This window comes from Nostocoides australiense Ben110, assembly GCF_001050535.1.
Lineage (GTDB): Bacteria > Actinomycetota > Actinomycetes > Actinomycetales > Dermatophilaceae > Nostocoides_A > Nostocoides_A australiense.
Genome location: NZ_HG764815.1, coordinates 115934 through 136977 on the forward strand (window position 1 = coordinate 115934; position 21044 = coordinate 136977).

Consider the following 21044-nt stretch of genomic DNA (forward strand, 5'->3'; position numbering starts at 1 on the left):
CCGCCACTGCGGGATCGGGCTGCACACCCCCGCCTCGGTCCACTACGGCACCGCGACCGAGGTCCGCGCTCAGCGGCAGGCCACCCTCGACGCTGCCTACGCCGCGCACCCCGACCGCTTCGGCCACCGCCGGCCGGCACCGCCGAAACTGCCCACCGCCGCGTGGATCAACCAACCCTCACGGGAGGCCCTCATACAAAGCGCCTGACCGCAGATGTCTCAAACGGCTTGACACCTTCCGAGCCGCGCCACCACTCGCCCGGTAGGGGTTCGACCCGGAGGGGGAGCCGCGTGGTCACGAAGCACCTCCCGATGGAGGTCCTGCATGAGTTGCCTCCAGCGCGGTGACGTCGAGGTCCGTGTCGTGCCACACGGCATACGACGCAGCGCGCTTGGCCCACTCCACCGCTAGGCCGGGCCGACCGCGACTTCCCTCGAGAAGTGCACGGACCGCTCCCCGCGTGGTGAGCCGAACCGTGGCCGTGGAGCGCGGCAGGACGAGACGTTCGCTGAGACTGCGGCCGAACAACTCCCAGTCGCCAACGGTGTTTGGGCTCGGGGGTGGCCACTTGCCGACGTCGATCCATCGCGAACTCCGCAGCCTGACCTGGTCGCCTGCCGAGCCACGCAAGACACCCGATTCGTCGAACCCCGTGCCGGTTAGCACGATGGTCGCGGGCAGGCCGGTGATGATGCTCTTGAGGATGTCCGCGAGGAGCCGTGAGTGCTCGTTCTGGCGTTCGCCGATGCCGTGGCTGTCGTCGATGATGACACCGCGCAGCCCGATGGCCGGTGCGAGCTTGCGCAGTGCTTGGAGGTAGTCGGAGGCAGTCGCTCGCGGCGGGAGTGGCGGCAGCCCGATGAAGGTCCAGATCGCCTTGAGCAGTGAGAGTTCGCGCGCTTGCTTGGGCACCTCGACGTAGATCCACGGGATGCTCCGGTCGAACTTCGGGTCGTCCGGCGCCCTGCCGAGTCGGCCCCAGATGTCACGGGTCTCGCTGAAAGCGCAGGTGAGTGCCGCGTGCGTCTTGCCACTCATAGGTGCCCCGCTGAGGATGACGCAAGTGGCGCTGCCGTATGCCGAGTGATCGTTCTCGAAGTGGGCGCGGTGGATCGCCTCTCTCACCGTCCGGGTGTCTCTCGTCGAAATCGTCCCGATCCGTTGGTTGTAGGCGTCAACCTGACGCCGGAGAGCGTCCGTCACGTTCGCGGCTGGCTGGGGCCTCGGATTGTCGGCGGTGACCAAGGCCGGCCAGTCGTCGATGTTCTGTGGCATGAGCCGCGTCGCAGCAGGTGCAGTGATCCTCATGCCATCCCCCAGCTCGACTTGTCGGCGGCGAGCTCGGCAAGATCGTCGTCGAAGTCGATCTCTTCGTCGTAGTCGAACTCCTCGTCGTCATCCCTGCACTCGGGATACTCCTGAAGAGTTGGCTCCTCGTTCGGCTCCAGATCAGGCTCAGGGAATGCGAGCGAGAGGACCTCATCGCTGGCCTGCTCGAGGTCGTGGGCGTAGGTCCGTTGCTGAGCTCCTTCGATCGCGGCATACCGCCCGTCCTGCCGATCCGTGAAGATGCCCTCGATCCAGCGGGTGAGCAGCGCCGCTTCCAGCCGGTGGATCTCGGTCTCAGTGAGGACTCGTCGGGTGTCTTGATCCACATCACGGAGGGCTTGGCTACGAACCAGTGAGCTCATGGGGGCCACGCTTCCGTTGCGGTCGATCGCGCGCGGGACCATCAGCCAGTGCCGTTCGACGGGGTGGACCAGGAAGATCCGAGTCGTGTCGAGCCGGTCGTAGAAGATCGTGAGCGGGCGGGCTCTGACGCCGATGCCTTGCATGACGACCGACCGCAGCTGCTGGAGTTCACTGGAGTTGTAGGTGACCTTGTGGAGGCGGATGCCCTCCGGACTCAGTAGGCGCTCCGCACGCTGAAGACCCTTGAGGAAGAGCCACGGGTCGGCGGGACGGTCGAGTTCGCCGAATGACGTCACGTAATCGGCCCAGACCATCGCGGGGCTTAGTGGGCTCGGGGAGCCGTGTGCCTCCGTGAGGTTGCGGTGCCCTTCGTTCGCGTAGACGTCGATCGCATACTCCCACAGCATGTCTTGGAGGTCCTGCGGCTTGATGGGCACGGCCAACTCCAGATCATTCGGCCGGTTGAGGACGTTTTGGCCCTTGTGGATCGGCAGGGTGCTCTCGACATCGGCGATGACGCGATGGATGGCCTCCACGACGCCTTTGGCGTGCCCCTGTCGCGGTGGGCAGAAGACGACGTCGACGCCGCACTCGGCGGCGAAGCCGAGGACGTGGTCGCTGGCGTTCTCCGAACCGTGGTCGAACACGAGAGTGCTGGGATGGATCGCGGGTTTGCGACCGATCACCTTCTGGATCGTTGTCTTCTCGCCCTCCGGGTCGTCGTTGAAGACAACGAGTCTCGGTATGCCGTGCCACATCTCCAGCTCGTAGGGATAGCCGGACCTGGTCACTGTCGGCCGACCCATCTGCGCGATCAGAGCGCACACGTCTCGCGACGTGGCTGCGCCGACGCAGACGCGAAGAGCGACGAACCAGCGCGTGTAGACGTCGATGGCGCTGAGGACGACTGCAGGCACCAGAACCCCCTGCGGACCCAGAATGGCCACGGTCGTCGGGGTGGCGTCGACCTGGACGAGTTCGCCGGGACGGCTCACGCGTTGAGCGCCGTAGACGGCGACCGGCCGGCCGGCTTCGGTGCGGCGTGTCTTGGCGGGGTGATGAAGCCCGCGTCCACGCGAGACTTCGCTGACCAAGACACCCAACTGGTGACGAGTGACTTCTTCCGCCACTTGGGCCCGGTCAAGCCTGCTTCGGATCCGGACGAGCAGCTTGCGGTGGCTCTTTCGAGGCCGCTGGCTCTCCGCCGTGACTTCCTCTCGGACGATCTCAACAACGGCAGGGTCGAACTCGTCCAGCCGTTGACTCAAGGTCCGCCGGTTCCCGTGGATCAGGAAGTCGGGCCCTTCGCCGATGCGGCCGATCTGACGGTAGAGCGCGGCTCTGGACGCTCCCACCTCGCCGAGCGCCGCGAGTTCGCGACTCTTGGTGAGGAGTCGCTGTGCCGGCGTAGTGGTCTTGGGGTCGTAGTCGGGGTTGAGGATGCCCGCGAGACGATCGGCCTCGGGGTTCCCTCTGAGTGACCCGGTGTCGATCTGCACCAGGTCGCGGTAGCGCTTGGAGATGACTGCGCGCTCTTCGTCGGGGAGCTCCGCCAGCATCGGTGCCGGATGCTCGTCGATGACATCCTTGATCGGTACGGGCTTGCGGATCAGCGCCGCCTTGACCAGAGCCATCCACGTCACCCGCGTCCGGTGGTCACCGTGGTCGACGACGACAACGACCTTGCCGCTCTCGTCTCGGGTGATCCCGATGACCATGCCCGAGTCCGACCGGTCGTCTACGGGGTGTCCCGCTCCGATTGGCTGACGACGGTGGGCAGCGGTCACATGGCGTGCAGCCAAGGCGCACCCCCTCCGGTCGGCTGGAACGTGACGGGGGTGTCCAAGTCGATCAAGGTGTCGAGGCTGACGTGCACGTCGCCATGAGCGACGAGATCCCAGAGTCGGACAAAGCCTTGCGGTCCGCCGCCGAGTAGTTCGCTGCCCCGCTGGACGTCGATCGGCCCAGACTCCTGGCGCAAGGACCTTGCGGCTCCGAGACGGTCCTGCAGGGTGTCATTGCGGCCCGCGTGCAGGAAGTTGAGGTTGCGAGCCCGCTGTGGCGGGAGCTCGGTCCGGGCTTGGTACTCCCAACCCAGCACGGCAGCTGTCGCGGCCGTGAGCTGGAAGACAGCCCGCAATCTTGGATCGTCCAGCTTCCTCCCCGTGGTCACGTCCACCAGGAGCATCCGCCCGTCGACGTCGCGGAGCAGGAAGTCAGGGATGTGGCCTCGGACTCCGGTCGTCATCGCCCACTCCAACCGCAAGGGCTGCGTGGCCACCTGCGTCGGCTGCCGAGCGATCAGCAGGTCGCGGAGATGAGTGAGCTCATTGAAGCTCTCGCACCACACCGCCCGCGTCTCGTGTGCCTCGGTGGGAACGACCACTCTGGAGATGTAGTTCGTCATGCCCTTGTGGGAGGCGGGTCTGCGGACGGGAAGGAGCCGGTCCGGCACAATCGACCTCAGGGAGCCGACGTCGGCGGTCGCGACACCTGGCGTGCCGTCGGTGTCGATGGTCAGCAGGGTGGCGGTAGCCGCCGCGGCGACCGTAGCCCGCACGGCTGCGTCGCCAGCGATGTCGACCACCTGCGCCCACTTGGCCGGTTTGCCCTCGAGGGAGGGGATGAAGCTTGTCCGTCTGCCGAGTCGGTGGGGGACCGCGGAGTGGCGCTTGCGCATAGGGAGTTCCTCTCTTTACAGAGGCTCACCGTTGACGCGGGCGGGTCAGATCGCCACAATGGCAGCAGTGAGCCCCAAGGGGTTCGGGTTGATGAACTTGAGCGCGGCGTGTGCCGCGTTTCGCGTCGAAGCCGGGTTGCCGCCCGGCTTTCGTCGTGTCTGGGGGGTGACGGGCTCCCAGAATGGCCCGGCCGTGCCTCACATGGCCCGCTCCTCGAGCAGGGCTGCGATCAACGCCGACTCTCCCACCGCGCTGACCGTCTGTCCGGAGTCCGCCGCTGCGGCGAAGAGCCGGCGAGCAACCTCAGGAGCAAGCCTCAGCTCAACCCTGACGGAGCCATGGGCCGGGATGGCATGCAGACGCGGACGCCCGCGGCGGGGCTTGGCTGGCATCTTCTCGACCACGTTCTCCTCCGGCGCTGCAACTTCAACAAGCTGGGCCAGAGGGTGATAGCCCCACGATTGGGTTGGTCAGTTCCATCGCGGCCGCGTTCGATCCTTCGGGATCCGGCGCGACTCACCGCTTCGTGAAGATACCGGTATGCGCGGGGATTGGGAAGGGCGGAGCTAGCTGGAACGACCTAGCTGCTCCTCCAGTGCGGCTGCGACGGCCTCAAACTCGGCGAGGGCGGCCGAGAGATCCTCGACGATCTCACGCGCCAGGACATCGGGTGAGGGCAGGTTGTCGAGGTCCTCGAGCGACTCGTCACGCAGCCACGTGATGTCGAGGTTGGCCTTGTCACGCGCGATGATCTCGTCGTAGCTGAACGTCTTCCAGCGTTCGCTCTCCTCACGCTGGTCGCGCTTCCCGGGCTTGTATGCCGTGACGAAGTCCTCGAGGTCGGCGCGCCGCATGGGGTTCTGCTTGAGCGTGAAGTGGTTGTTGGTGCGCAGGTCGTAGACCCAGAGCCGCTCTGTCCACGGTTGACCGGGGCGGGCGACCTTCCTGTCGAAGAAGAGGACGTTGGCCTTCACGCCCTGGGCGTAGAAGATACCTGTCGGAAGCCGCAGCATCGTGTGCAAGTCGAAGTCGGTGAGTAGTTTGCGCCGGATCGTCTCGCCGGCCCCGCCCTCGAAGAGGACGTTGTCAGGCAGGACCACAGCCGCACGTCCGTTGGTGTCGAGGATGGTCATGATGTGCTGCACGAAGTTGAGTTGCTTGTTGCTCGTCGTCGCAACGAAGTCCTGGCGCTCGATCTCTCGGTCCTCACGCACCTCGCGGCCGTCGGCGCCGACCATGGTCAGCGAGGACTTGCGCCCGAAGGGCGGGTTGGAGAGCACCACGGACCAACGCCTGCCGGGATCCGCAATGAGAGAGTCGCGGACCTCGATGAGGGAGTCACCGTCGGCGCTGCCCATGCCGTGCAGCAGCAGGTTCATCGCGGCGAGCCGTGCTGTGCCGTCGACGAGCTCATAGCCGCTGACGAGATCATCTTGGAGTTTGGCGCGCTGGGTCGGTGTCATCGACTCCGCGCCTTGCCCGGCGTACTCGTGAGCAACGAGGAGGAACCCTCCGGTTCCGCAGGCGGGGTCGACGACCGTGTCCGCGACGGTGGGTTGGATGACGTCGACGATGGCTTGGATGAGAGCTCGGGGCGTGAAGTACTGGCCGGCTCCGGAGCCCTTATCCGAGGCTCCCTTGCTCAGGAGGTCCTCGTAGGCGTCGCCCTTGATGTCGGTGCCCGTGCTGCTCCAGTTCTCCTTGTCGATGAGGTCGATGACGAGCCGCTTCAGCTTGGCCGGGTCTTGGATCCGGTTCTGCGCCTTGCGGAAGATCGTCCCGATGACCCCCGGCTGACGCGCGAGCCCGTTGAGGATCCGTGTGTACTCGAACTCGAGCTGGTCTCCCTGCGAGTCCAGAAGTTTCTGCCAGGAGTACTCCTCGGGCACGATCTGCTGCGGCTTGAGCTTCCGCGTGGCACGCTCGTGCGCCATCTTGAGGAAGAGGAGGTAGGTGAGCTGCTCGGTGTACTCGATGACGCCCACCCCGTCGTCGCGTAGGACGTCGCAGTACGACCAGAGCTTGTCCACCAAGCGGCGGGAGTCCGTCACGTTCAATCCTCTCCGATCCTGCAGGTCATCCGTCTTCAGGGTCGCGATCCACAACGAGGACGCGACGCAGCGGCATACGAGTGCGCCATCGAGCGGGCAGATCGTCGTAGTGCGCCAATGTCAGATTGGTGACGTCTGCGCCCGAGAAGAGCCGCAGGTTCTGCCGCTCGCGCTCCAGTGCGACAGCATCAGCGCTGAACGACCCCAAGGTCACGAACAGGCCCGCTTCGTTGTGCGACAGGGTCCCGATCAGTTGTTGGACATCGGGCCGCCCGCGCGTCCCGGCCGTGTGCTTGCACTGCACCTTGATGATCGGCGGCTCGATGCCCAAAGCGTCTGTGTGCGCGATGACGTCGATGCCGCCGTCCTGCGAGTAGGGAGTGACCCTCGCCTGGTAGCCCATCGCGCGGAGAAGGTCGGCCGTGAACTCCTCGAACTCACGATCCGACAGATCAGTGAGCAGTACCCGGGCAATGAAGTCGCGAGTGTGCTGATCGATGCGGTCGGCGTTCGGCTCATCAGCCGCAGCCTGTTCGTGCTTCGAGTCGGTCGACACACTCGATTCCTTGTCGACCGTCGATTCGAACGACTCGTCGTCGGCCGAGGCCAAGTAGTCGCGGAAGACCTGATCGTGCTTTCGCACCTGGAAGAGCGTGACCGCGCTGCCGATCTCATAGAGAGCAGCTTGCGGAAACAGGCTGCGAGCCACTCCCGTCCGGGTCCACGTGACCCGCCGGCGATGCGGATGCCGGGGCACTCCGGACACGTACTCGTAGGGGCCGGAGATGACGCCGAAGTTGAGGGTGCCGTCCGGACGGTAGGGAGCGACAACCAGGTCGCCCTGGGCCATGTCGAACGCGAAGCGCCTCAGGACGCCTGCCCAGACCGGCACGGCACCGGGCTTAGCAGAGGGGTACTTGGCCTGGACGGCTTCCTTCATGCGGGTCATGTCGTCGCCGATCGTCCGCAGGTCGGGCATCGCCTCCCACCCGACAGAAATGAACCCCTCGTCGACGAGCTCCGCGCCAAGAGCATCGTTGTGAATACCCCACATGGTCTTCATGGTTGAGAGTTCTCCTTGGCGCCGAGCGCCTCCGCTCGCTCTTCGATGGCTTCATTGTCGGTATGCCGTCCGGCGAGCTTCCCCTCGAACGCCGCTGTGAGCAGCGCTTTGCGCAGGCTGTGGACTCGGCCAAGGCTGGTCCTGCAAGAGTTCCGCAGGTACGAGTAAGACGTTGCGAATCGGTCCAGTTCCTCCACGATGAGTCGCTGCGTTCCGAGAGGAGGCACGGGAATCGGTATCCCCTGAATCCTGCCCTTGTTCAGGGCGGGTTGATTGCCTCCGGAGGACCCTCGTCGCGTCTCGAGGTAGCGCTCTTTGAAGAAGGCAAAGACGTACTCGGGCAGTATCCGCGTCTCGCTCACCCGAATCGAGGCACAGTTCTGGTTGTGGGCGGCCTCGATGTCGAGGATCGCTGTTTGTCCCCGGGTCTTGCCCTCGCCGATCATCGCAAGCATGACCGTCCCCGGTGGATGGAGACGTTTGCTGCCGGATACTGCGGCTGGCGCGATGGTCTCGCGGGTCGTCTTGATCCGGTTGAAGGCGACCTCTCCGCTGGAAACCCAGGGCACCCCTCCGTTCCAAAGCGTCCCCTCGCCCCGTGAGGGGGTGGTTCCAACCGACACGGTGAACAGATCCCCGATCCTTGACCACGTCCACGCCGAGGGGGTCGGCCACGAGCGCTCTTCTAACGTGGCTGGATCCAAAGAGGCGGCACCTGCCAACAGATCACGCCCAGTTCCCTCCGACAGATCGTCGGGCACGAGCTCGCCACGCAAAGCCAGCTGATGCACCGATCGCTCAAGAACCTCAAGGCGCTGTAACACAGCGAACAAGTGCTCCTCGGCTCGCGCAAGGGTCCCAAGGTGATCTTCGAGGAGTTCGACGATCCGCCGCTGCTCTCGGAGGCCCGGATACCAGATGCGTTGAGCTCGAACCTCGCGGTCTAGGACCGCCGGATAACTCACACCCTTCTGCAGCGGAAGTACTTGATCCTCAAACTGCTTCGACAGAGTGAAGTAGTACAGGAATCGAGGATGGATCTCCCGAGCTGGCCGGAGTACGCAGTAGCCCGTAGAAGCAAACTCACCGTCCAGCGCCTGCTGCACGAAGGCGATCTTCCGCAGGTAGGGCCGGACGGTTGAGTACAGCGTGTCTCCGCCCTCAAGGACCTGGCGACATCTACTCGGGGCCATCTGGCTGTCGACCGCTGGAGCATCGCTCAGGTCGGACGTTGGACCCTCCAGTTGACCGATGTCGACGTAGCGCACGCGCCGCCGGCCAGTGCTCACCGGGTCGCACTTCAACGCTTTGAGTGTGACATCCCCGAGCTTGGCCGTGCTCCAACCAACCGGTGCACGTGCCGTCACGCGGTGAGCTCCGCGTTCAGTTGGTCGAGGAGGTCGCCGGCGCGGTCCCCGAGATCACGCAGCGCTCCGTCGACGCCGCCCTTGTCGGTGAATGGCGCGCGGTCGAGGTCGTCGGCGGTGATGCCGGCCGAGGACGCGATCACGTCGACCATGCGGTCGAGCCACCACCTTTCGAGAGGCGAGAACTCGGTTCCCGACTGTTCCTGCTGAGCCAGCCACGCGGCATACCGCTCCTGGACCTTCGCGGCATACGGGACCAACTCGTTGTCGAGGCCGACCGTATAGCGCAGCAGTGACACCAGGTCGGCGAGGGTGGTGCGATCGCTGTGACGGACCCTGCCGACGTCGATCGTTTCGTAGGCGTGCCAGATGATGTCAGGCGTCCAGTTATAGGGCGGCCGGGCGATTCGGTCGGCGAGTTCCTGGATGTCGGCGAAGGCGATCCGGCGTTCCTTCGCCTCGGTGGTGAGCTGGATGGCGGTGATCTCGTCCCGGTGGTCGAGGAGGTACTGCGCCCAGGACTCGACGACTGACTTCGCCCGGCTGGGGTCGACGACGCCGTGGGCGTCGAGGAGCACGTCTTTGTTGACCTCATCGATGACCCGATCGTGGGTGGCGCGCAGTTCGAGGATCCGCTGGCGCAGCTCTGGGCTGGCCGCGACCGGGGTGACGGCTTGCTCCAGGAGGTCGCGCCGTGCAGCGTCAGTATCCGTGGCGCCGTCGAGTGCCTTGGCCTGAGTGTCGGGGTCGACGGCGTCGACGAGAGCGCGGACGATGTCGCGGACCGGCTGGCCGGCGACCTCGTCGAGTTCGGTCCGCTCTTCTGGATTGAGCTCGAGCTCGAGCTTGGCCAGGCGTGAGGCGAGGGTCGCGGTCTCGTCCTCGGTGAGGGTGAGCGTGGCTGCCTTGTCGAGCAGCTTCTTCAGCGATACCGACTTGTCGCGGTTCAGCGGTGGGTCGACGAAGTCGTGCTCGGTGACACCGACGGCGTCGACGATGACAAACCGAGTCTTAGCCGAGGCATCGGGGGTGACGGACTGGAAGTCGGCCGGTGCGATGGTGCGGGCTCCTCGGCCTTTCATCTGCTCGAAATACTGCGCCGATCTCACATCTCGCATGAAGAAGACGCATTCCAGCGGCTTGACGTCGGTGCCGGTGGCGATCATGTCGACGGTGACCGCGATCCGCAGCGTCGGTGAGGTCCGGAAGGCCTGGAGCTGACCGCGGGGGTCGCGGGCGGCATACGTGATCTTGGCGGCGAAGTCGTTGCCCTTGCCGAAGACCTCGCGGACCGTGGTGACGATCTCCTCGGCGTGGGCGTCGTCCTTGGCGAAGATCAGTGTCTTGGGGACGGTGGAGCGGCCCGGGAAGACCTCGGTGAAGAGCCGGTCGCGGAAGGTCTCCAGGACGAGGCGGATCTGGGACTTGGCGGTGACGGCCCGGTCGAGCTGCTTGTGGGTGTACTCCAAGTCCTCATCGATCGCCTCTAGTCGCTGCTGTCGGGTGCGCCGGTCGACCTTGGGAACGATGGTCCCGGCCTCGATGTTGCCGCCCTGCTCGCTGATCTGGGTGCGTATCCGGTAGAGGTCGAAGTCGACGTTGACCCGGTCGGCGACGGACTGCGGGTAGGTGTACTCCGAGACGAGGTTCTGCCGGAAGAAGGCGAACGTCTGCTTGCCCGGGGTCGCGGTCAGGCCGATGACGTGTGCATCGAAGTACTCCAGCACCCGCCGCCACACGCCGTAGATGGAGCGATGGGCCTCATCGACGATGACGAGATCGAACGCCTCGGGCGGGAGAGCGCCGGAGTAGGTGACGGTTATCGGTGCGTCGGGGACGAAGTCGTCGAGGTTGGGATCGTCCTGGTCGGTGACCTCTTGGCCGCGCAGGACCGAGTAGACGCGCTGGATCGTGGAGACCACGACATCGGAGGAGCCGAGCATGCCGGCGCTGGTGAGCTTGTCGACGTTGTAGATCTCGGTGAACCGGCGCCCATCGCCGGGGGTGCGGTAGTTCTGGAACTCGGCGATGGTCTGCTCGGCTAGGTTGTTCCGGTCGACGAGGAAGAGGATGCGCCGGAACCCGCCGTGCTTGAGGAGGCGGTATGCCGTGGTGACCGCGGTGAATGTCTTGCCCGCACCAGTGGCCATCTGCACCAGCGAACGGTCGAAGTGCTGATCAGCCAGGCTCTGCTCGATTCCCTTGATCGCAGTGATCTGAGCTGGCCGCAGCGGGGCCTCGTCGAGAGGCGGGAGGTGGCGGACCTTGGCCCGCCACGTCGGGTTGTCCGGGTCGGACTCCGCGTCCCGGACGATCTTGGCCAGAGTGGCCGGCCTGGGGAAGCTGAATACGCGGCGGGCGCGAGGTTGGGGGTCGTAGCCGTTCGTGAAGTGAGTCTCCGACCCGCTGGCCTCGAACACGAACGGCAAGCGTCCGTCGACGGTGACCGATCGCAGCTGCGCGTCGGCAGGGATTCCGCTGGCATACATCGCGGACTGCCACTCGACCCCCGACAGAGTCGTGCCCTCGGGTTTGGCCTCGATGACCCCGACGACCTTCTTGTCGACGTAGAGCAAGTAGTCCGCGCGACCGTGGCCCGCCTTCATGACCACCTCACGGACTGCGACGCCATCGCCGGCGAACAGGTTCAGGCTGCCCTTGTCCTGCACCCACCAACCGGCATCGGCAAGCTGACGGTCGATCAGCACGCGTGCACGCTGCTCGGCCGCCAACTTCGGGTCGCCCTTACCGGTATTCACTGATGGCAACCCTAAGGGTCGAGCAGCGTGGGCGTCCCGAGACGGCGACTACCTCGCACCGCCCAAGCCGCGATCGCGATCGCGATCGCGATCGAAGGCATCAACAACCGTTCGGCCAGCGAGGTCGAGCTCGTTGAAGGCGTGGATGTAGAAGCGCTCGTCCATCGCAGCTGGCTCGACTTCATCGAAGGCCCGGAGCAGTGAGCGTAGGTCATCGATAGCTGCTGCCAACTCGTGGCGAACATCCCGCTCGTCGAAAGCATCACCACCTGGCATGAGACCAGCCTGCCGCAGTCGCCGGCGTTGTCGGTGGCGTCTGAGTCAATAGGTCCATGGATCAGACGTGGACTGTGCGTGACCTGCCCGTACTCCGGGCGATCGTTGAGCTCTATGAAGAGACGGGTCAGATCGTGAGCCCCAACCAAATCGAGGCGAAGACCGGACTCGCCGCCGAGGTTGTCCAGTCGGCGCTCAGAGCGCTCGACTCTGAGCAGCCGCCCTACGTCACGAAGATGCAGAGGTACGCCTCGGGCCACGTCGTCATGATCGGCGCTCCAACCGGTCACGCGCGTCGCGCGGTCGGTGCCTGGCCGACAGCTGAGACGATCGCAGACCGACTCGTCAGCGCCCTCGATGAGGCTGCGGACCGGGAGCCAGACCCCGAGCGGAAGGGCTGGCTCAGTAAGACCGCCGCCTACCTCGGCAGCGCGGGTCGCGACCTCGCTGTCGAGATCGGAGCGACCGCGATCAACCGACAGATGGGAATGTGACGGATCAGCTGCGTCTCAATTTCTGCGGCTGACGTCTCGAAGTCCGCCGCTGGAGTACCGATCTGTCTCACGGCGTCTCGTACTCCCGGGTAAGTCTCAAAATCGCTCGCCGTTGACATTGTCAGCGGCGCACGACTCTGAGACAGGCGCCTGCCTGGGCGGTCGATAATGAGACTGCTTCAGCGGGGGATTCTGAGACGGCCATCACGAGGTCAGCCTGCGCAGCTCGACGTCGACGTCTCCGCAGCTGCGCGGGGCACGGTCCTTACCGGACATGCCGATGAGCGGACGGCCACCAGACGTCGCTATCATCGCGGTGTGGCGATGACTCAGGCAACCGCGACGACTCGACGATCCTTGGAACTCGAAGCAGTTGGGTTGGCAGCGGCGGCGTGCCTGTTCAACGGCTTCAGCGACCCATCTCGGCTCACGATCCTCCGGCACCTCACACTCGGTGAGCACCGGGTCGTAGACCTCACCGCGCACCTCAACCTGGCGCAGAGCACCGTCTCCAAGCATCTGGCCTGCCTGCGGGACTGCGGGTTGGTGGCCTCACGTCCCGAGGGCCGTGCGTCCGTCTTCTCGCTGACCCACCCCGAGGCCGTGCTGGAGCTGTTCTCCGCTGCCGAACGACTGCTGAGCCTGACCGGCGAAGCCGTCACCCTGTGCCCGACCTACGGCACGACCACCATCGAGGGAGCCCGATGACCAGCCCCGCGCCCAACGTCCCAGGAGCGACAACCCTCACCGAGGACGAGACCGAGCGCCTCACCCGGCGCGGGCTCCGCCTGTGCCAGTTCACCGTCGCGTACAACGTGGTGGAGGGGGCCGTCGCGATCACGGCGGGCCTGCTGGCCGGGCTGGTGTCACTCGTGGGGTTCGGGATCGACTCCGGCATCGAATCCGCCGCCTCGGTCCTCGTCGGCCTTCGGCTCGCCGCCCGCCTGCGCCACGGTGAGGCCGACGAAGCCAAGGAGCGCCGGGCGCTGCGCGCGGTCGCGGTCACCTTCTTCGTTCTCGCCGCGTACGTGTCGTTCGAGGGCATCCGGTCTCTGGTCGGCGGCGAGACCCCGGACAACTCGGTCGTCGGCATCGTCCTACTCACGCTGTCGCTCATCGTCATGCCGGTCTTGGCGCGCGCCAAGAAGCGGGTCGGCGAACAACTCGGCGGCGACAAGTTGATCCTCGCCGACGCAGCCGAGACCAGGATCTGCGTCCTCCTCAGCATCTCGACGCTGCTCGGGCTGGTGCTGTTCGCCCTCACCGGCGCGGCGTGGCTCGACCCCGTCGCCGGGTTCGTCATCGCTGCGTTCGCCATCCACGAGGGCCGCGAAGCCTGGGAGGGCGAACTCGTGGAGGACGATGATGACGACGATTGACTGGAGTCGCTGACGTCCGCTCATCAGCGTGAGGCGTTTACCGGATTTGCCGCGTTGTTCGCATCGGGGGCAACGGTCTGAGGCTGCCGCCCCGACGAGCGCTAGGCGAAGCCCACGGGTTCACGCTGGAAGAGCCACGTGAGCTCTGGCGAGTCGTCCTCCGCCCAGTAGTTGACCACGGCGTAGCGGGCTTCGTTGCCCGGCACCTGGAATGACTCCTTCAAAGTGGCCCCGGTGTCAGACTCGGCGGTGAGGGTGTGACTTCCTGGCGAGAGACTCAGGGGGAAGCGGATCCAGTTGTGTTGCCCCTCCACGCGGAACTCGCCGTCGACGACCGTGACCCCGTCCACGTCGAGCTTGATGCGGACGTCTTCATCCTCGAACGATTGGTTGCTCACGTAGAGCACCAGGTCTGCCTCGTCTGGACCTACAAGGCGGACCTCGGAGTCCGATGCGGTCACCTGAGGGTGTGGGGCCGGGTCTTCGCCACCGCTGCAGGCCGTCAGCGCGCACGCGGCGAGAGCAAGAGCGACGGCAACTGCGGACGGGGAGCGCATGGGCATGAGTATCCGACGTCAGCGGCGGCATCGCCGCTCCTTTGAGAAGCGCATCGATGCGCACGCTCATGCCGCAGATCGCGCCGATTCTCGGCGTCCCGTTCGAGGTACCAGCCGGCTCGGTGGTGGCGTGGCTCAGGCGACGGCGACCGCTGTTCGCTGGGCTGCGCGGCGGGCACTGAGCCGGGCGCCGAGTACTACCAGGCCGGAACCGACCGCGATGATCACCATGTTGACCAGGCCGTACCCCCAGAGCTCGCTGTTGCTATATTCGACTGGGAAAGAAGTCGGCGAAGGGCCGAAGGCGACCGGCGGGTTGTCGGCCATCCAGTCCAACAGGACGCCCACGCTCTGGTAAGAGAACACGATCGCGTCGAGCGCCAAGTAGGTGACGATGGCGATGCCTCGGTTCTTGAAGAAATAGCCGATAGGGAGCGCGAAGAGGACGGTGAAGATGACGTTCATCAGATACTCCTGAGGTCGTGGCTGCTGATGCCACCCAGCGTCGCCGTCGCCCGCAGCAGGCCACATCAGGGAGAACGCCGCACTTGCCTTTGGTGGTGGCACTGAGGATGCGAACTGCCGATCGCTGGCACGATGCCGGTATGCGGCCCCGGACGGTGCGACTGCTGACCGGACTCGCGACGCTCGCGGTCCTCGCCAGCGCCGCGTACGTCGCTGCGCTCGGGGACTGGGCGACGGCCAGTGCATGCGCGGCCTGTACCTTCGCTGTCGCCGTCGGATGGGTGATCGTGCGACACGACCCGACCTCCCCGGTGGGTCCGGCACTCGCATGGACGACGGCGGCGATCGCCGTGGTCACCGCGCACGTGGGGCCGCTCGCCGAGCTGCCGTGGTCGAGCGGAGCGTGGCCTCTGAACCTGGCCGGACTGCTGGTGCTGATGCTCGTATTTCCGGACGGCGCGTCGAATGGGACGCTCTGGCGAGCTGTGCCATGGGTGTTCGGCAGCGCGACCCTGGGCATGGTCGCCGTTCAGTGGGGCGCCCGTCAGGTCGATGGGGAGGTCGTTGGCGGACCGGACGCGGTATGGGTGCCCTGGGTGGCGGTGGCGTCGCTCATCGCGATCGGGTTCTCCATGGTCCTGGCCGCGGCGTCCCTGGTGGTGCGCTATTGGCGGGGCACCCGCCGGACCCGCCAGCAGACCCGGTGGCTGCTGCTGTCGGGGATCGTGGTGGTCGCGCTACTCGCCGGGGGGTGGGTCGCTGAGGCGCTCGGGGCGTCTCTCAACGCGGCGTACACCCCGTTCCTGGTGGCGATCGTGGTTCTGGTTCCGATCGCTGTCGGCCTGGCGATTGTTCGATACGACCTCTTCGACGTGGACCGCCTCCTGACCGGTGCGACCGCATGGCTGGTGACTGTGGTGGTCTCGGCCGCCGTCTTCGGGGCCGCGGTGTACGGCCTGAGCCAGGCGGTCTCGGCCGGCACTGGACTGACGAGCAGTGTCGCAGCATTCATCACAGCGCTCACGCTGCTGCCCGTGCAGCGGCACGTCGCCCAATGGGTGGGGCGAGTCGTTGACCGTGACCGGCACGTGGCAGTGGCTGAGGTCGAGAGGTTCGCCGCCGACGTCCGCGCCGGGCGGCGTCAACCTGAGGAGGTCGAGGCGGTGCTGCGCAAGGTCCAGGACGACCCGGACCTCGTCGTGTACCTTGCCCGACCCGACGGCACCTGGACCCGGCTCGACGGCGCACCGGTCGCCGAACCGCCGGACGGCATTGGGATCGAGGCCGGGGGCGACGTGATTGCGAGGGTGTCGCTGGGCTGGGACTCAGCCCGCGCACGACGCCGGATCGACGACGTCGCCAAAGCTGCCTGGGTTCCTCTCGAGGTGACCCGTCTGCGGCTGGTCCTGCGCGAGGCGCTCACCGAGACCGAGGCCAGCCGGCACCGGCTCGTCGATGCCTCAGCGGCCGAGCGCCGCAAGCTCGAGCGGGACCTGCACGACGGCGCCCAGCAGCGCATCGTGGCCACCGGGATGCGGCTCCGGCTCCTCCAGGAACACCTGCCCACCGATCAGGCCGCCGAGGTCGATGCGGCCGTTGCAGAGCTCCAAGGCACTGTCGACGAGCTGCGCCGGATCGCCCAGGGCGTCCGTCCGATCCTGCTCGACGACGGACTAGCCGCCGCGCTCGCGGCGGTGAAGTCGTCCTCTCCGATCCCGTTCGTCCTGACCGTTGGCGACCTGCCCCTGGTCAGCGACACCCGCGCGCTCACGGCGTATCTCGTCGTCACCGAAGCGGTCGCGAACGTGCTCAAGCACGCAGGCGCCTCGCGCATCAGCGTCACCGTCGCCGCACGCCAGGACTGGCTGGAGGTCGAGGTCGTGGACGACGGCGTCGGCGGTGTGGGCGCGAACGCCCCCCTCACGGCCCTGCGGGACCGCATCGTCTCGGTCGGCGGCACGCTGGGCATCAGGGCCACGCCGGGCGGCGGTACCACGATTCAGGCGCTGATCTGAGTGCGCGTCGTGGTGGCAGACGACTCGGTGCTGTTCCGTGAGGGGCTCGTGCGCCTGCTCGCTGAGAAGGGCCACGAGGTGCTCGACGCGGTCGGTGACGCCACCGCCCTGCAGGAGGCGGTCGAACGGAACCAGCCGGATCTGGCCGTCATCGACGTGAGGATGCCGCCCGCGATGGAGTCCGACGGTGCCAAGTCGGCCGCCACCCTCCGCGCGCGCCACCCCGAACTCGGGCTCCTGCTCCTCAGCCAGCACATCGAGCTACACCACGTACTGCCGCTCGTCGGGACACCCGGCTTCGGCTACCTGCTCAAAGACCGCGTGCTCAACCTGGCCGACTTCACAGCCGCCGCAGAGCGCGTTGCGACCGGGGGCAGTGCGCTGGACCCGGCGGTGGTGCAGGCCCTCGTGCTCACCCGGTCGGGGTCGGCCCTTGATGACCTGACCGAGCGTGAGCTCGACGTCCTCGGCCAGGTCGCCGAGGGCCTGTCGAACACAGCGATCGCCGAGAGGCTCGTCGTCTCCGAGCGGACCGTCGAGGCTCACATCCGCTCCGTGTTCACCAAGCTCGGTCTGTCCGACGAAGGGACCAACCGCCGCGTCCTGGCCGTGCTGCGCTACCTCGAGGCGCACTGACCCAACGACCGGCGCGGGAAGGACCCATCGACCATCCGGGCGGTCCTTGACCCCCCAACCGGCGCGCGATCCAGTCCCGTGAAAGGGGCCAGGGCTCCAAGCCGACGGACGTGGCGGGTTGTGCACCGACAAAGGTGACAAGGAGCAGAATGCGGACGACAAGCTCAACTCATGGAGCTTCGCCGCGCTCGACAGTTAGCGATCCGGCGCCCTCATCTGCCGCGATGCGCAGTGTCGGACCCGATTGCTCACGAGTCGGGGAATGGCCAGTCCTCAGGCTCGCCGCCCCACCCATCGGGTGCGTCTCTGTAGGCAAAGGTCTGCAGACAGGAGTCGCACGCCCAGGCGTACTCCGCCGCCAACCCCAACCGCGCGGAACCCTCGTCCCCGTCACCTTCGTCTGAACGTCGCGGTACTGCAGAGATTCGCTGACCACGGACCCCACCTCGTCACCACGCCAGCCAGTATCCCGAAGCCGCCTCGTAGGGACACCACAACGCCCGGATCTGCCGCTTACCGCACGGGAGCGATCGTCCCGGCCATCTCGCGACTCACTCCTAGGGAATCGCTGATTTTCTTGGGTGGTCGGGGTGGTGTCTGGTCCGGTGGGCGGGGGCTCGGGATGATGGGGCGTGGACATCGATCAGCCCAGTTTCACGGACATCGAGTACGGCAACCGGCGGCGTGTGTCGCGTCGGGAGAAGTTCTTGGAAGCGATGGACGCCACGATCCCGTGGGCGTCGTGGGTAGCGGTGATCGAGCCGTTCTACTACGCGGATCGTGCGGGTAAGCGGGGCCGTAAGGCCAAGCCGGTGGAGACGATGCTGCGGATGTACCTGCTGCAGGTGTGGTTCTCCCTCTCCGATGAGGGCGTGGAGGACGCGGTGTACGACTCGTACGCGATGCGCCGGTTCATGGGGTTGGACTTCGCGGTCGAGCAGGTCCCGGACGCCACGACGCTGCTGCACTTCCGGCACTTGTTGGAGGAGCACCAGCTCGGCGAGAAGTTGCTGGCGGCCCAGAACGAGGTGTTCGCGCAGCAGGGCTGGATCATGCGGGGCGGGTCCATCATCGACGCCACGATCATCGCGGCGCCGTCGTCAACGAAGAACGCCACCGGCACCCGCGACCCGGCGATGCATCAGACGAAGAAGGGCAACCAGTGGTTCTTCGGGATGAAGGCCCACATCGGCGCTGATGCCGGGACCGGGTACGTCCATTCGGTGACGGCGACCGCGGCGAACGTTCATGACCTGGACGAGGCGGTGCACCTGGTGCGCGCCGATGACGAGGTTGTGTACGCCGACGCCGGGTACCAAGGAGCAGCCAAGCGGCCCGAGATCGCCGAGAACGAAGACCTGTCACGAATCACGTGGCAAGTCGCCCCGCGTAAGGGCGTGTTGAAGACCATGACCGACCACGACCGGGTCCTCGCGTCGCGCCAGGCGTCGGTGCGGGCCAAGGTCGAGCACCCGTTCCTCATCGTCAAACGCGACTTCGGGTTCACCAAGACCCGCTACCGCGGGATCGCCAAGAACCTCAACCACCTCAACGTGTTGTTCGCCTCAGCGAACTGGTTGATGCGGGCACGTGCCGTCGCCCTGATGGGTTGACGGCCAGGCGTCAGCCTGCCCTCAACCGCCCCGCACACGCCCACATGGGCTGATCGGCCCAGGTCCAGAGCGCGCACGCGACCCCAAACCTGGCGGTCCCGACCAACCACGCCCGGAATGGTCCTTTCATCAGCGCATCCCTAGGATCCATTGCATGGCCAACCCTGAGCGCAGACTCGTGGACAGCTTCTGGGACCTCAGAGACGCCGCGTGCGACCACCCCGAACGTTGGCTGGGTGTGACCGCCGAAGCCGTCTTTCAACGGCTCGCCGAGGTCATCGAGGAAGCGGAGGAGGGCGGAGACCCGATCGACTGGCCGCGTGATGTCGCGGCACGAATGATCGCCTGGCGAGCTGACGACGATCACAGCTGAAGCGACGCCACCGAATGATCCATCCGGTCATGCCGCGGTTGGTGCGTATCAAGATCGGCGTGGGAAACGGCCGCGCCGTGAAGTGCCGCCAGTCGCTACCCTCCACTCGGCGGCCGTCCAGCCGGTAAGGCGATTCACGGGTCGTCCCGTATGGGTTCGAGAAGGGCTGGAAGTAGACCCCGGAGTCGCGCCGCCACCTTGGCCGAACTCGTCCTGTCATGCCGCATCGCGGGTGCTGTACCCGCGGAACCGTCACTGAGAGGCTGTCCCTCGTGAACGAGTACTCGTGGGAGGGCATCTCGCCCGAAGCGCAGTTCCTTTGGGGGGAGCGAACGAAGGAAATCGGCGACCGTCCAGTTGACAGTGACGACGCGAACGACCTTCCGCTCGCTCGTCTGGCGAGGGAGCACGGGTTCGAGGTAGCTCCGGACGCTCCGATGTGGCTCCTTCTCCCGGTGGTGTGGCCAATCGCGGATCGGGCATGGATTCGGGACAACCGCCTGCGTCATCTGCAAACCTACGTCGATGGTCAGCTGGTTGACGTTCCGTGGTCCACGGCGGACTACCTCGAGGCCGCCGACGACGAGCACGACTCCCTAGGGAATTGATGAGCAAGTGGCCGCAGTGATGAAGATCTGGACCGCAGGCTGAACATCCACACATGCCGCCGGTGGCGCACCGGCACTTCTGGGTCCTCCTGGCGCATAGGCTCGCACTATGGCGCGTGTGAGGGTGCTCGGGGCAGGTGTCGTTGGATCGGTCTACGCGGCGCTGCTGGCCGACGCCGGTCACGAGGTCACCCTGATCGCACGAGGATCGAGACTCGTCGACCTGCGCCGCCATGGACTGCTCGTGGGCCTCGACGGCCGGATCCTTGCGCCCGACGTGGCCGTGACGAAGTCACCGGAAGTGACAGACTGCGACGTCCTGCTGGTCGCCGTTCGCGGTGACCAGTTGGCTGCGGCCCTGGACGACATCGCAGCCAGCCCGGCTGGGTGGGTCTGGATGTTCACCAACCCCCTCGAGCTGCGCAGTGACGTGGAGGATCGCCTGGGCCGCGACCGGCTGGTCTGGTGCTTCTCCGGTGTGGGCGGCGGCGTGAAGGACGGGCAGGTGACCGCCCACCGGGTGGGGCAGCAGCCCACCGTGGTCGAGGGCGGGGCAGCCGGCTCCAAGTTCGCGTCGCAGCTGCTCGGCGCGATCGACCCCCACCTGCGGACCGAGCCGGACATGCACGCCTGGTTGGACACCCACACGGTGTTCGTGGCCGCCATGGCCGCCCTGGTCCTGGAGCAGCCCTTGGAGACGCGATCACAGCGAGTGCGCGGCGCTGTCCTGCTGGTTCGGGCCATGCGACAGGCCTTCGACTCCCTCGAAGCGCAGGGGGCTCGCATCACACCGCGCAACCTGCGGATGATCTTCGGCCGGGTGCCCCTGCCGATCGCCGCCCTGTACTGGGCTGCGCAGCTGTCACGACCCGTCGTGCAGGTGTCCATGCTCCCCCATGCCACCGCGACCCGAACCACCGAACAGCGGGCCGTGGCCGCTCACGCCCTGGACCTCGCGGGCCACGGCCCCGGCCTCTACCGCCAGCTGCTCGCTCCTTTGGCCGGCACCTGAGC

General features: G+C 66.3%; 19 protein-coding genes and 1 pseudogene. 10 read left to right on the forward strand and 10 right to left on the reverse strand.

Features of this window, described 5'->3' with window-relative positions:
• Positions 1 to 208 (forward strand): annotated as a pseudogene (locus tag BN11_RS23295) (hypothetical protein); the annotation flags it as partial.
• 87 nt (positions 209 to 295) lie between these two features.
• Here BN11_RS23295 and BN11_RS00540 read toward each other — a convergent pair.
• From BN11_RS00540 to BN11_RS24890, 8 genes are all read right to left on the reverse strand, one after another.
• Positions 296 to 1126: a TniB family NTP-binding protein gene (locus BN11_RS00540; protein WP_162213129.1), complete on the reverse strand. Its 831-nt coding sequence runs from the start codon at positions 1124 to 1126 to the stop codon at positions 296 to 298.
• Positions 1127 to 1305: 179 nt separating this feature from the next.
• On the reverse strand, positions 1306 to 3411 hold the full coding sequence (locus BN11_RS00545; RefSeq protein WP_048693081.1) for a transposase: 2106 nt from the start codon (positions 3409 to 3411) through the stop codon (positions 1306 to 1308).
• 65 nt (positions 3412 to 3476) lie between these two features.
• Entirely contained in the window at positions 3477 to 4373 is an 897-nt protein-coding gene (locus BN11_RS00550) for a hypothetical protein (RefSeq protein ID WP_048693085.1), read from the reverse strand.
• Between the two features lie 567 nt (positions 4374 to 4940).
• Entirely contained in the window at positions 4941 to 6425 is a 1485-nt protein-coding gene (locus BN11_RS00560; protein ID WP_157043900.1) for a type I restriction-modification system subunit M, read from the reverse strand.
• Between the two features lie 25 nt (positions 6426 to 6450).
• Positions 6451 to 7488, reverse strand: coding sequence for a restriction endonuclease (locus BN11_RS00565; RefSeq protein ID WP_048693091.1), 1038 nt, complete (start codon positions 7486 to 7488; stop codon positions 6451 to 6453).
• Positions 7485 to 8855, reverse strand: coding sequence for a restriction endonuclease subunit S (locus BN11_RS00570; RefSeq protein ID WP_157043901.1), 1371 nt, complete (start codon positions 8853 to 8855; stop codon positions 7485 to 7487). The genes BN11_RS00565 and BN11_RS00570 overlap by 4 nt, the downstream gene beginning before the upstream one ends.
• Positions 8852 to 11614 carry a type I restriction endonuclease subunit R gene (locus BN11_RS00575; RefSeq protein WP_048693096.1) on the reverse strand — a complete coding sequence of 921 codons (2763 nt, stop codon included), beginning with the start codon at positions 11612 to 11614 and terminating at the stop codon, positions 8852 to 8854. Before BN11_RS00575 ends, BN11_RS00570 begins: the two co-directional genes overlap by 4 nt.
• Positions 11615 to 11662: 48 nt before the next feature.
• Complete coding sequence (locus tag BN11_RS24890; protein WP_235435311.1) at positions 11663 to 11890, reverse strand: hypothetical protein; 228 nt, start codon at positions 11888 to 11890, stop codon at positions 11663 to 11665.
• 74 nt (positions 11891 to 11964) lie between these two features.
• On the opposite strand from BN11_RS24890, the gene BN11_RS00580 reads away from it, so the two are divergent.
• The 3 genes from BN11_RS00580 to BN11_RS00590 all read left to right on the forward strand — a co-directional run bounded on the left by BN11_RS00580 (position 11965) and on the right by BN11_RS00590 (position 13763).
• Entirely contained in the window at positions 11965 to 12384 is a 420-nt protein-coding gene (locus tag BN11_RS00580; RefSeq protein ID WP_048693100.1) for a hypothetical protein, read from the forward strand.
• A 324-nt stretch (positions 12385 to 12708) separates the two neighbouring features.
• Complete coding sequence (locus BN11_RS00585) at positions 12709 to 13092, forward strand: ArsR/SmtB family transcription factor (protein ID WP_048700515.1); 384 nt, start codon at positions 12709 to 12711, stop codon at positions 13090 to 13092.
• Positions 13089 to 13763: a cation diffusion facilitator family transporter gene (locus BN11_RS00590; protein WP_048693104.1), complete on the forward strand. Its 675-nt coding sequence runs from the start codon at positions 13089 to 13091 to the stop codon at positions 13761 to 13763. The genes BN11_RS00585 and BN11_RS00590 overlap by 4 nt, the downstream gene beginning before the upstream one ends.
• Before the next feature lie 101 nt (positions 13764 to 13864).
• Here the strand turns inward: BN11_RS00590 and BN11_RS00595 are convergent, their stop codons facing one another.
• Positions 13865 to 14161 (reverse strand): hypothetical protein, encoded by a 297-nt coding sequence (locus BN11_RS00595; protein ID WP_157043903.1) that lies wholly within the window; start codon positions 14159 to 14161, stop codon positions 13865 to 13867.
• Between the two features lie 294 nt (positions 14162 to 14455).
• A complete protein-coding gene (locus BN11_RS00600) occupies positions 14456 to 14785 on the reverse strand; it encodes a hypothetical protein (RefSeq protein WP_048548145.1) in 330 nt (109 codons plus the stop codon).
• Between the two features lie 140 nt (positions 14786 to 14925).
• On the opposite strand from BN11_RS00600, the gene BN11_RS00605 reads away from it, so the two are divergent.
• The 6 genes from BN11_RS00605 to BN11_RS00630 all read left to right on the forward strand — a co-directional run bounded on the left by BN11_RS00605 (position 14926) and on the right by BN11_RS00630 (position 21042).
• Complete coding sequence (locus BN11_RS00605; RefSeq protein WP_048693113.1) at positions 14926 to 16800, forward strand: sensor histidine kinase; 1875 nt, start codon at positions 14926 to 14928, stop codon at positions 16798 to 16800.
• 9 nt (positions 16801 to 16809) lie between these two features.
• Positions 16810 to 17436 carry a response regulator transcription factor gene (locus BN11_RS00610; protein WP_083433938.1) on the forward strand — a complete coding sequence of 209 codons (627 nt, stop codon included), beginning with the start codon at positions 16810 to 16812 and terminating at the stop codon, positions 17434 to 17436.
• A 638-nt stretch (positions 17437 to 18074) separates the two neighbouring features.
• Positions 18075 to 19049 (forward strand): IS5 family transposase, encoded by a 975-nt coding sequence (locus BN11_RS00615; RefSeq protein WP_048700517.1) that lies wholly within the window; start codon positions 18075 to 18077, stop codon positions 19047 to 19049.
• Positions 19050 to 19203: 154 nt separating this feature from the next.
• The gene (locus tag BN11_RS00620; RefSeq protein ID WP_157043904.1) at positions 19204 to 19422 is read left to right on the forward strand and encodes a hypothetical protein; all 219 of its coding nucleotides are present in this window, start codon (positions 19204 to 19206) and stop codon (positions 19420 to 19422) included.
• Between the two features lie 272 nt (positions 19423 to 19694).
• Positions 19695 to 20030 carry a hypothetical protein gene (locus tag BN11_RS00625; protein WP_048693119.1) on the forward strand — a complete coding sequence of 112 codons (336 nt, stop codon included), beginning with the start codon at positions 19695 to 19697 and terminating at the stop codon, positions 20028 to 20030.
• 109 nt (positions 20031 to 20139) lie between these two features.
• A complete protein-coding gene (locus tag BN11_RS00630; protein ID WP_083433421.1) occupies positions 20140 to 21042 on the forward strand; it encodes a ketopantoate reductase family protein in 903 nt (300 codons plus the stop codon).
• The last annotated feature ends 2 nt before the right edge of the window (positions 21043 to 21044 follow it).

Excerpts from the sequence above, each read along its gene's own strand:
- BN11_RS00545 (WP_048693081.1), bottom strand. The coding sequence starts at position 3,411 with ATGGTCATCGGGATCACCCGAGACGAGAGCGGCAAGGTCGTTGTCGTC.
- BN11_RS00550 (WP_048693085.1), bottom strand. The coding sequence starts at position 4,373 with ATGCGCAAGCGCCACTCCGCGGTCCCCCACCGACTCGGCAGACGGACA.
- BN11_RS00565 (WP_048693091.1), bottom strand. The coding sequence starts at position 7,488 with ATGAAGACCATGTGGGGTATTCACAACGATGCTCTTGGCGCGGAGCTC.
- BN11_RS24890 (WP_235435311.1), bottom strand. The coding sequence starts at position 11,890 with ATGCCAGGTGGTGATGCTTTCGACGAGCGGGATGTTCGCCACGAGTTG.
- BN11_RS00585 (WP_048700515.1), top strand. The coding sequence starts at position 12,709 with ATGACTCAGGCAACCGCGACGACTCGACGATCCTTGGAACTCGAAGCA.
- BN11_RS00590 (WP_048693104.1), top strand. The coding sequence starts at position 13,089 with ATGACCAGCCCCGCGCCCAACGTCCCAGGAGCGACAACCCTCACCGAG.
- BN11_RS00600 (WP_048548145.1), bottom strand. The coding sequence starts at position 14,785 with ATGAACGTCATCTTCACCGTCCTCTTCGCGCTCCCTATCGGCTATTTC.
- BN11_RS00605 (WP_048693113.1), top strand. The coding sequence starts at position 14,926 with ATGCGGCCCCGGACGGTGCGACTGCTGACCGGACTCGCGACGCTCGCG.
- BN11_RS00620 (WP_157043904.1), top strand. The coding sequence starts at position 19,204 with ATGGCCAACCCTGAGCGCAGACTCGTGGACAGCTTCTGGGACCTCAGA.
- BN11_RS00630 (WP_083433421.1), top strand. The coding sequence starts at position 20,140 with ATGGCGCGTGTGAGGGTGCTCGGGGCAGGTGTCGTTGGATCGGTCTAC.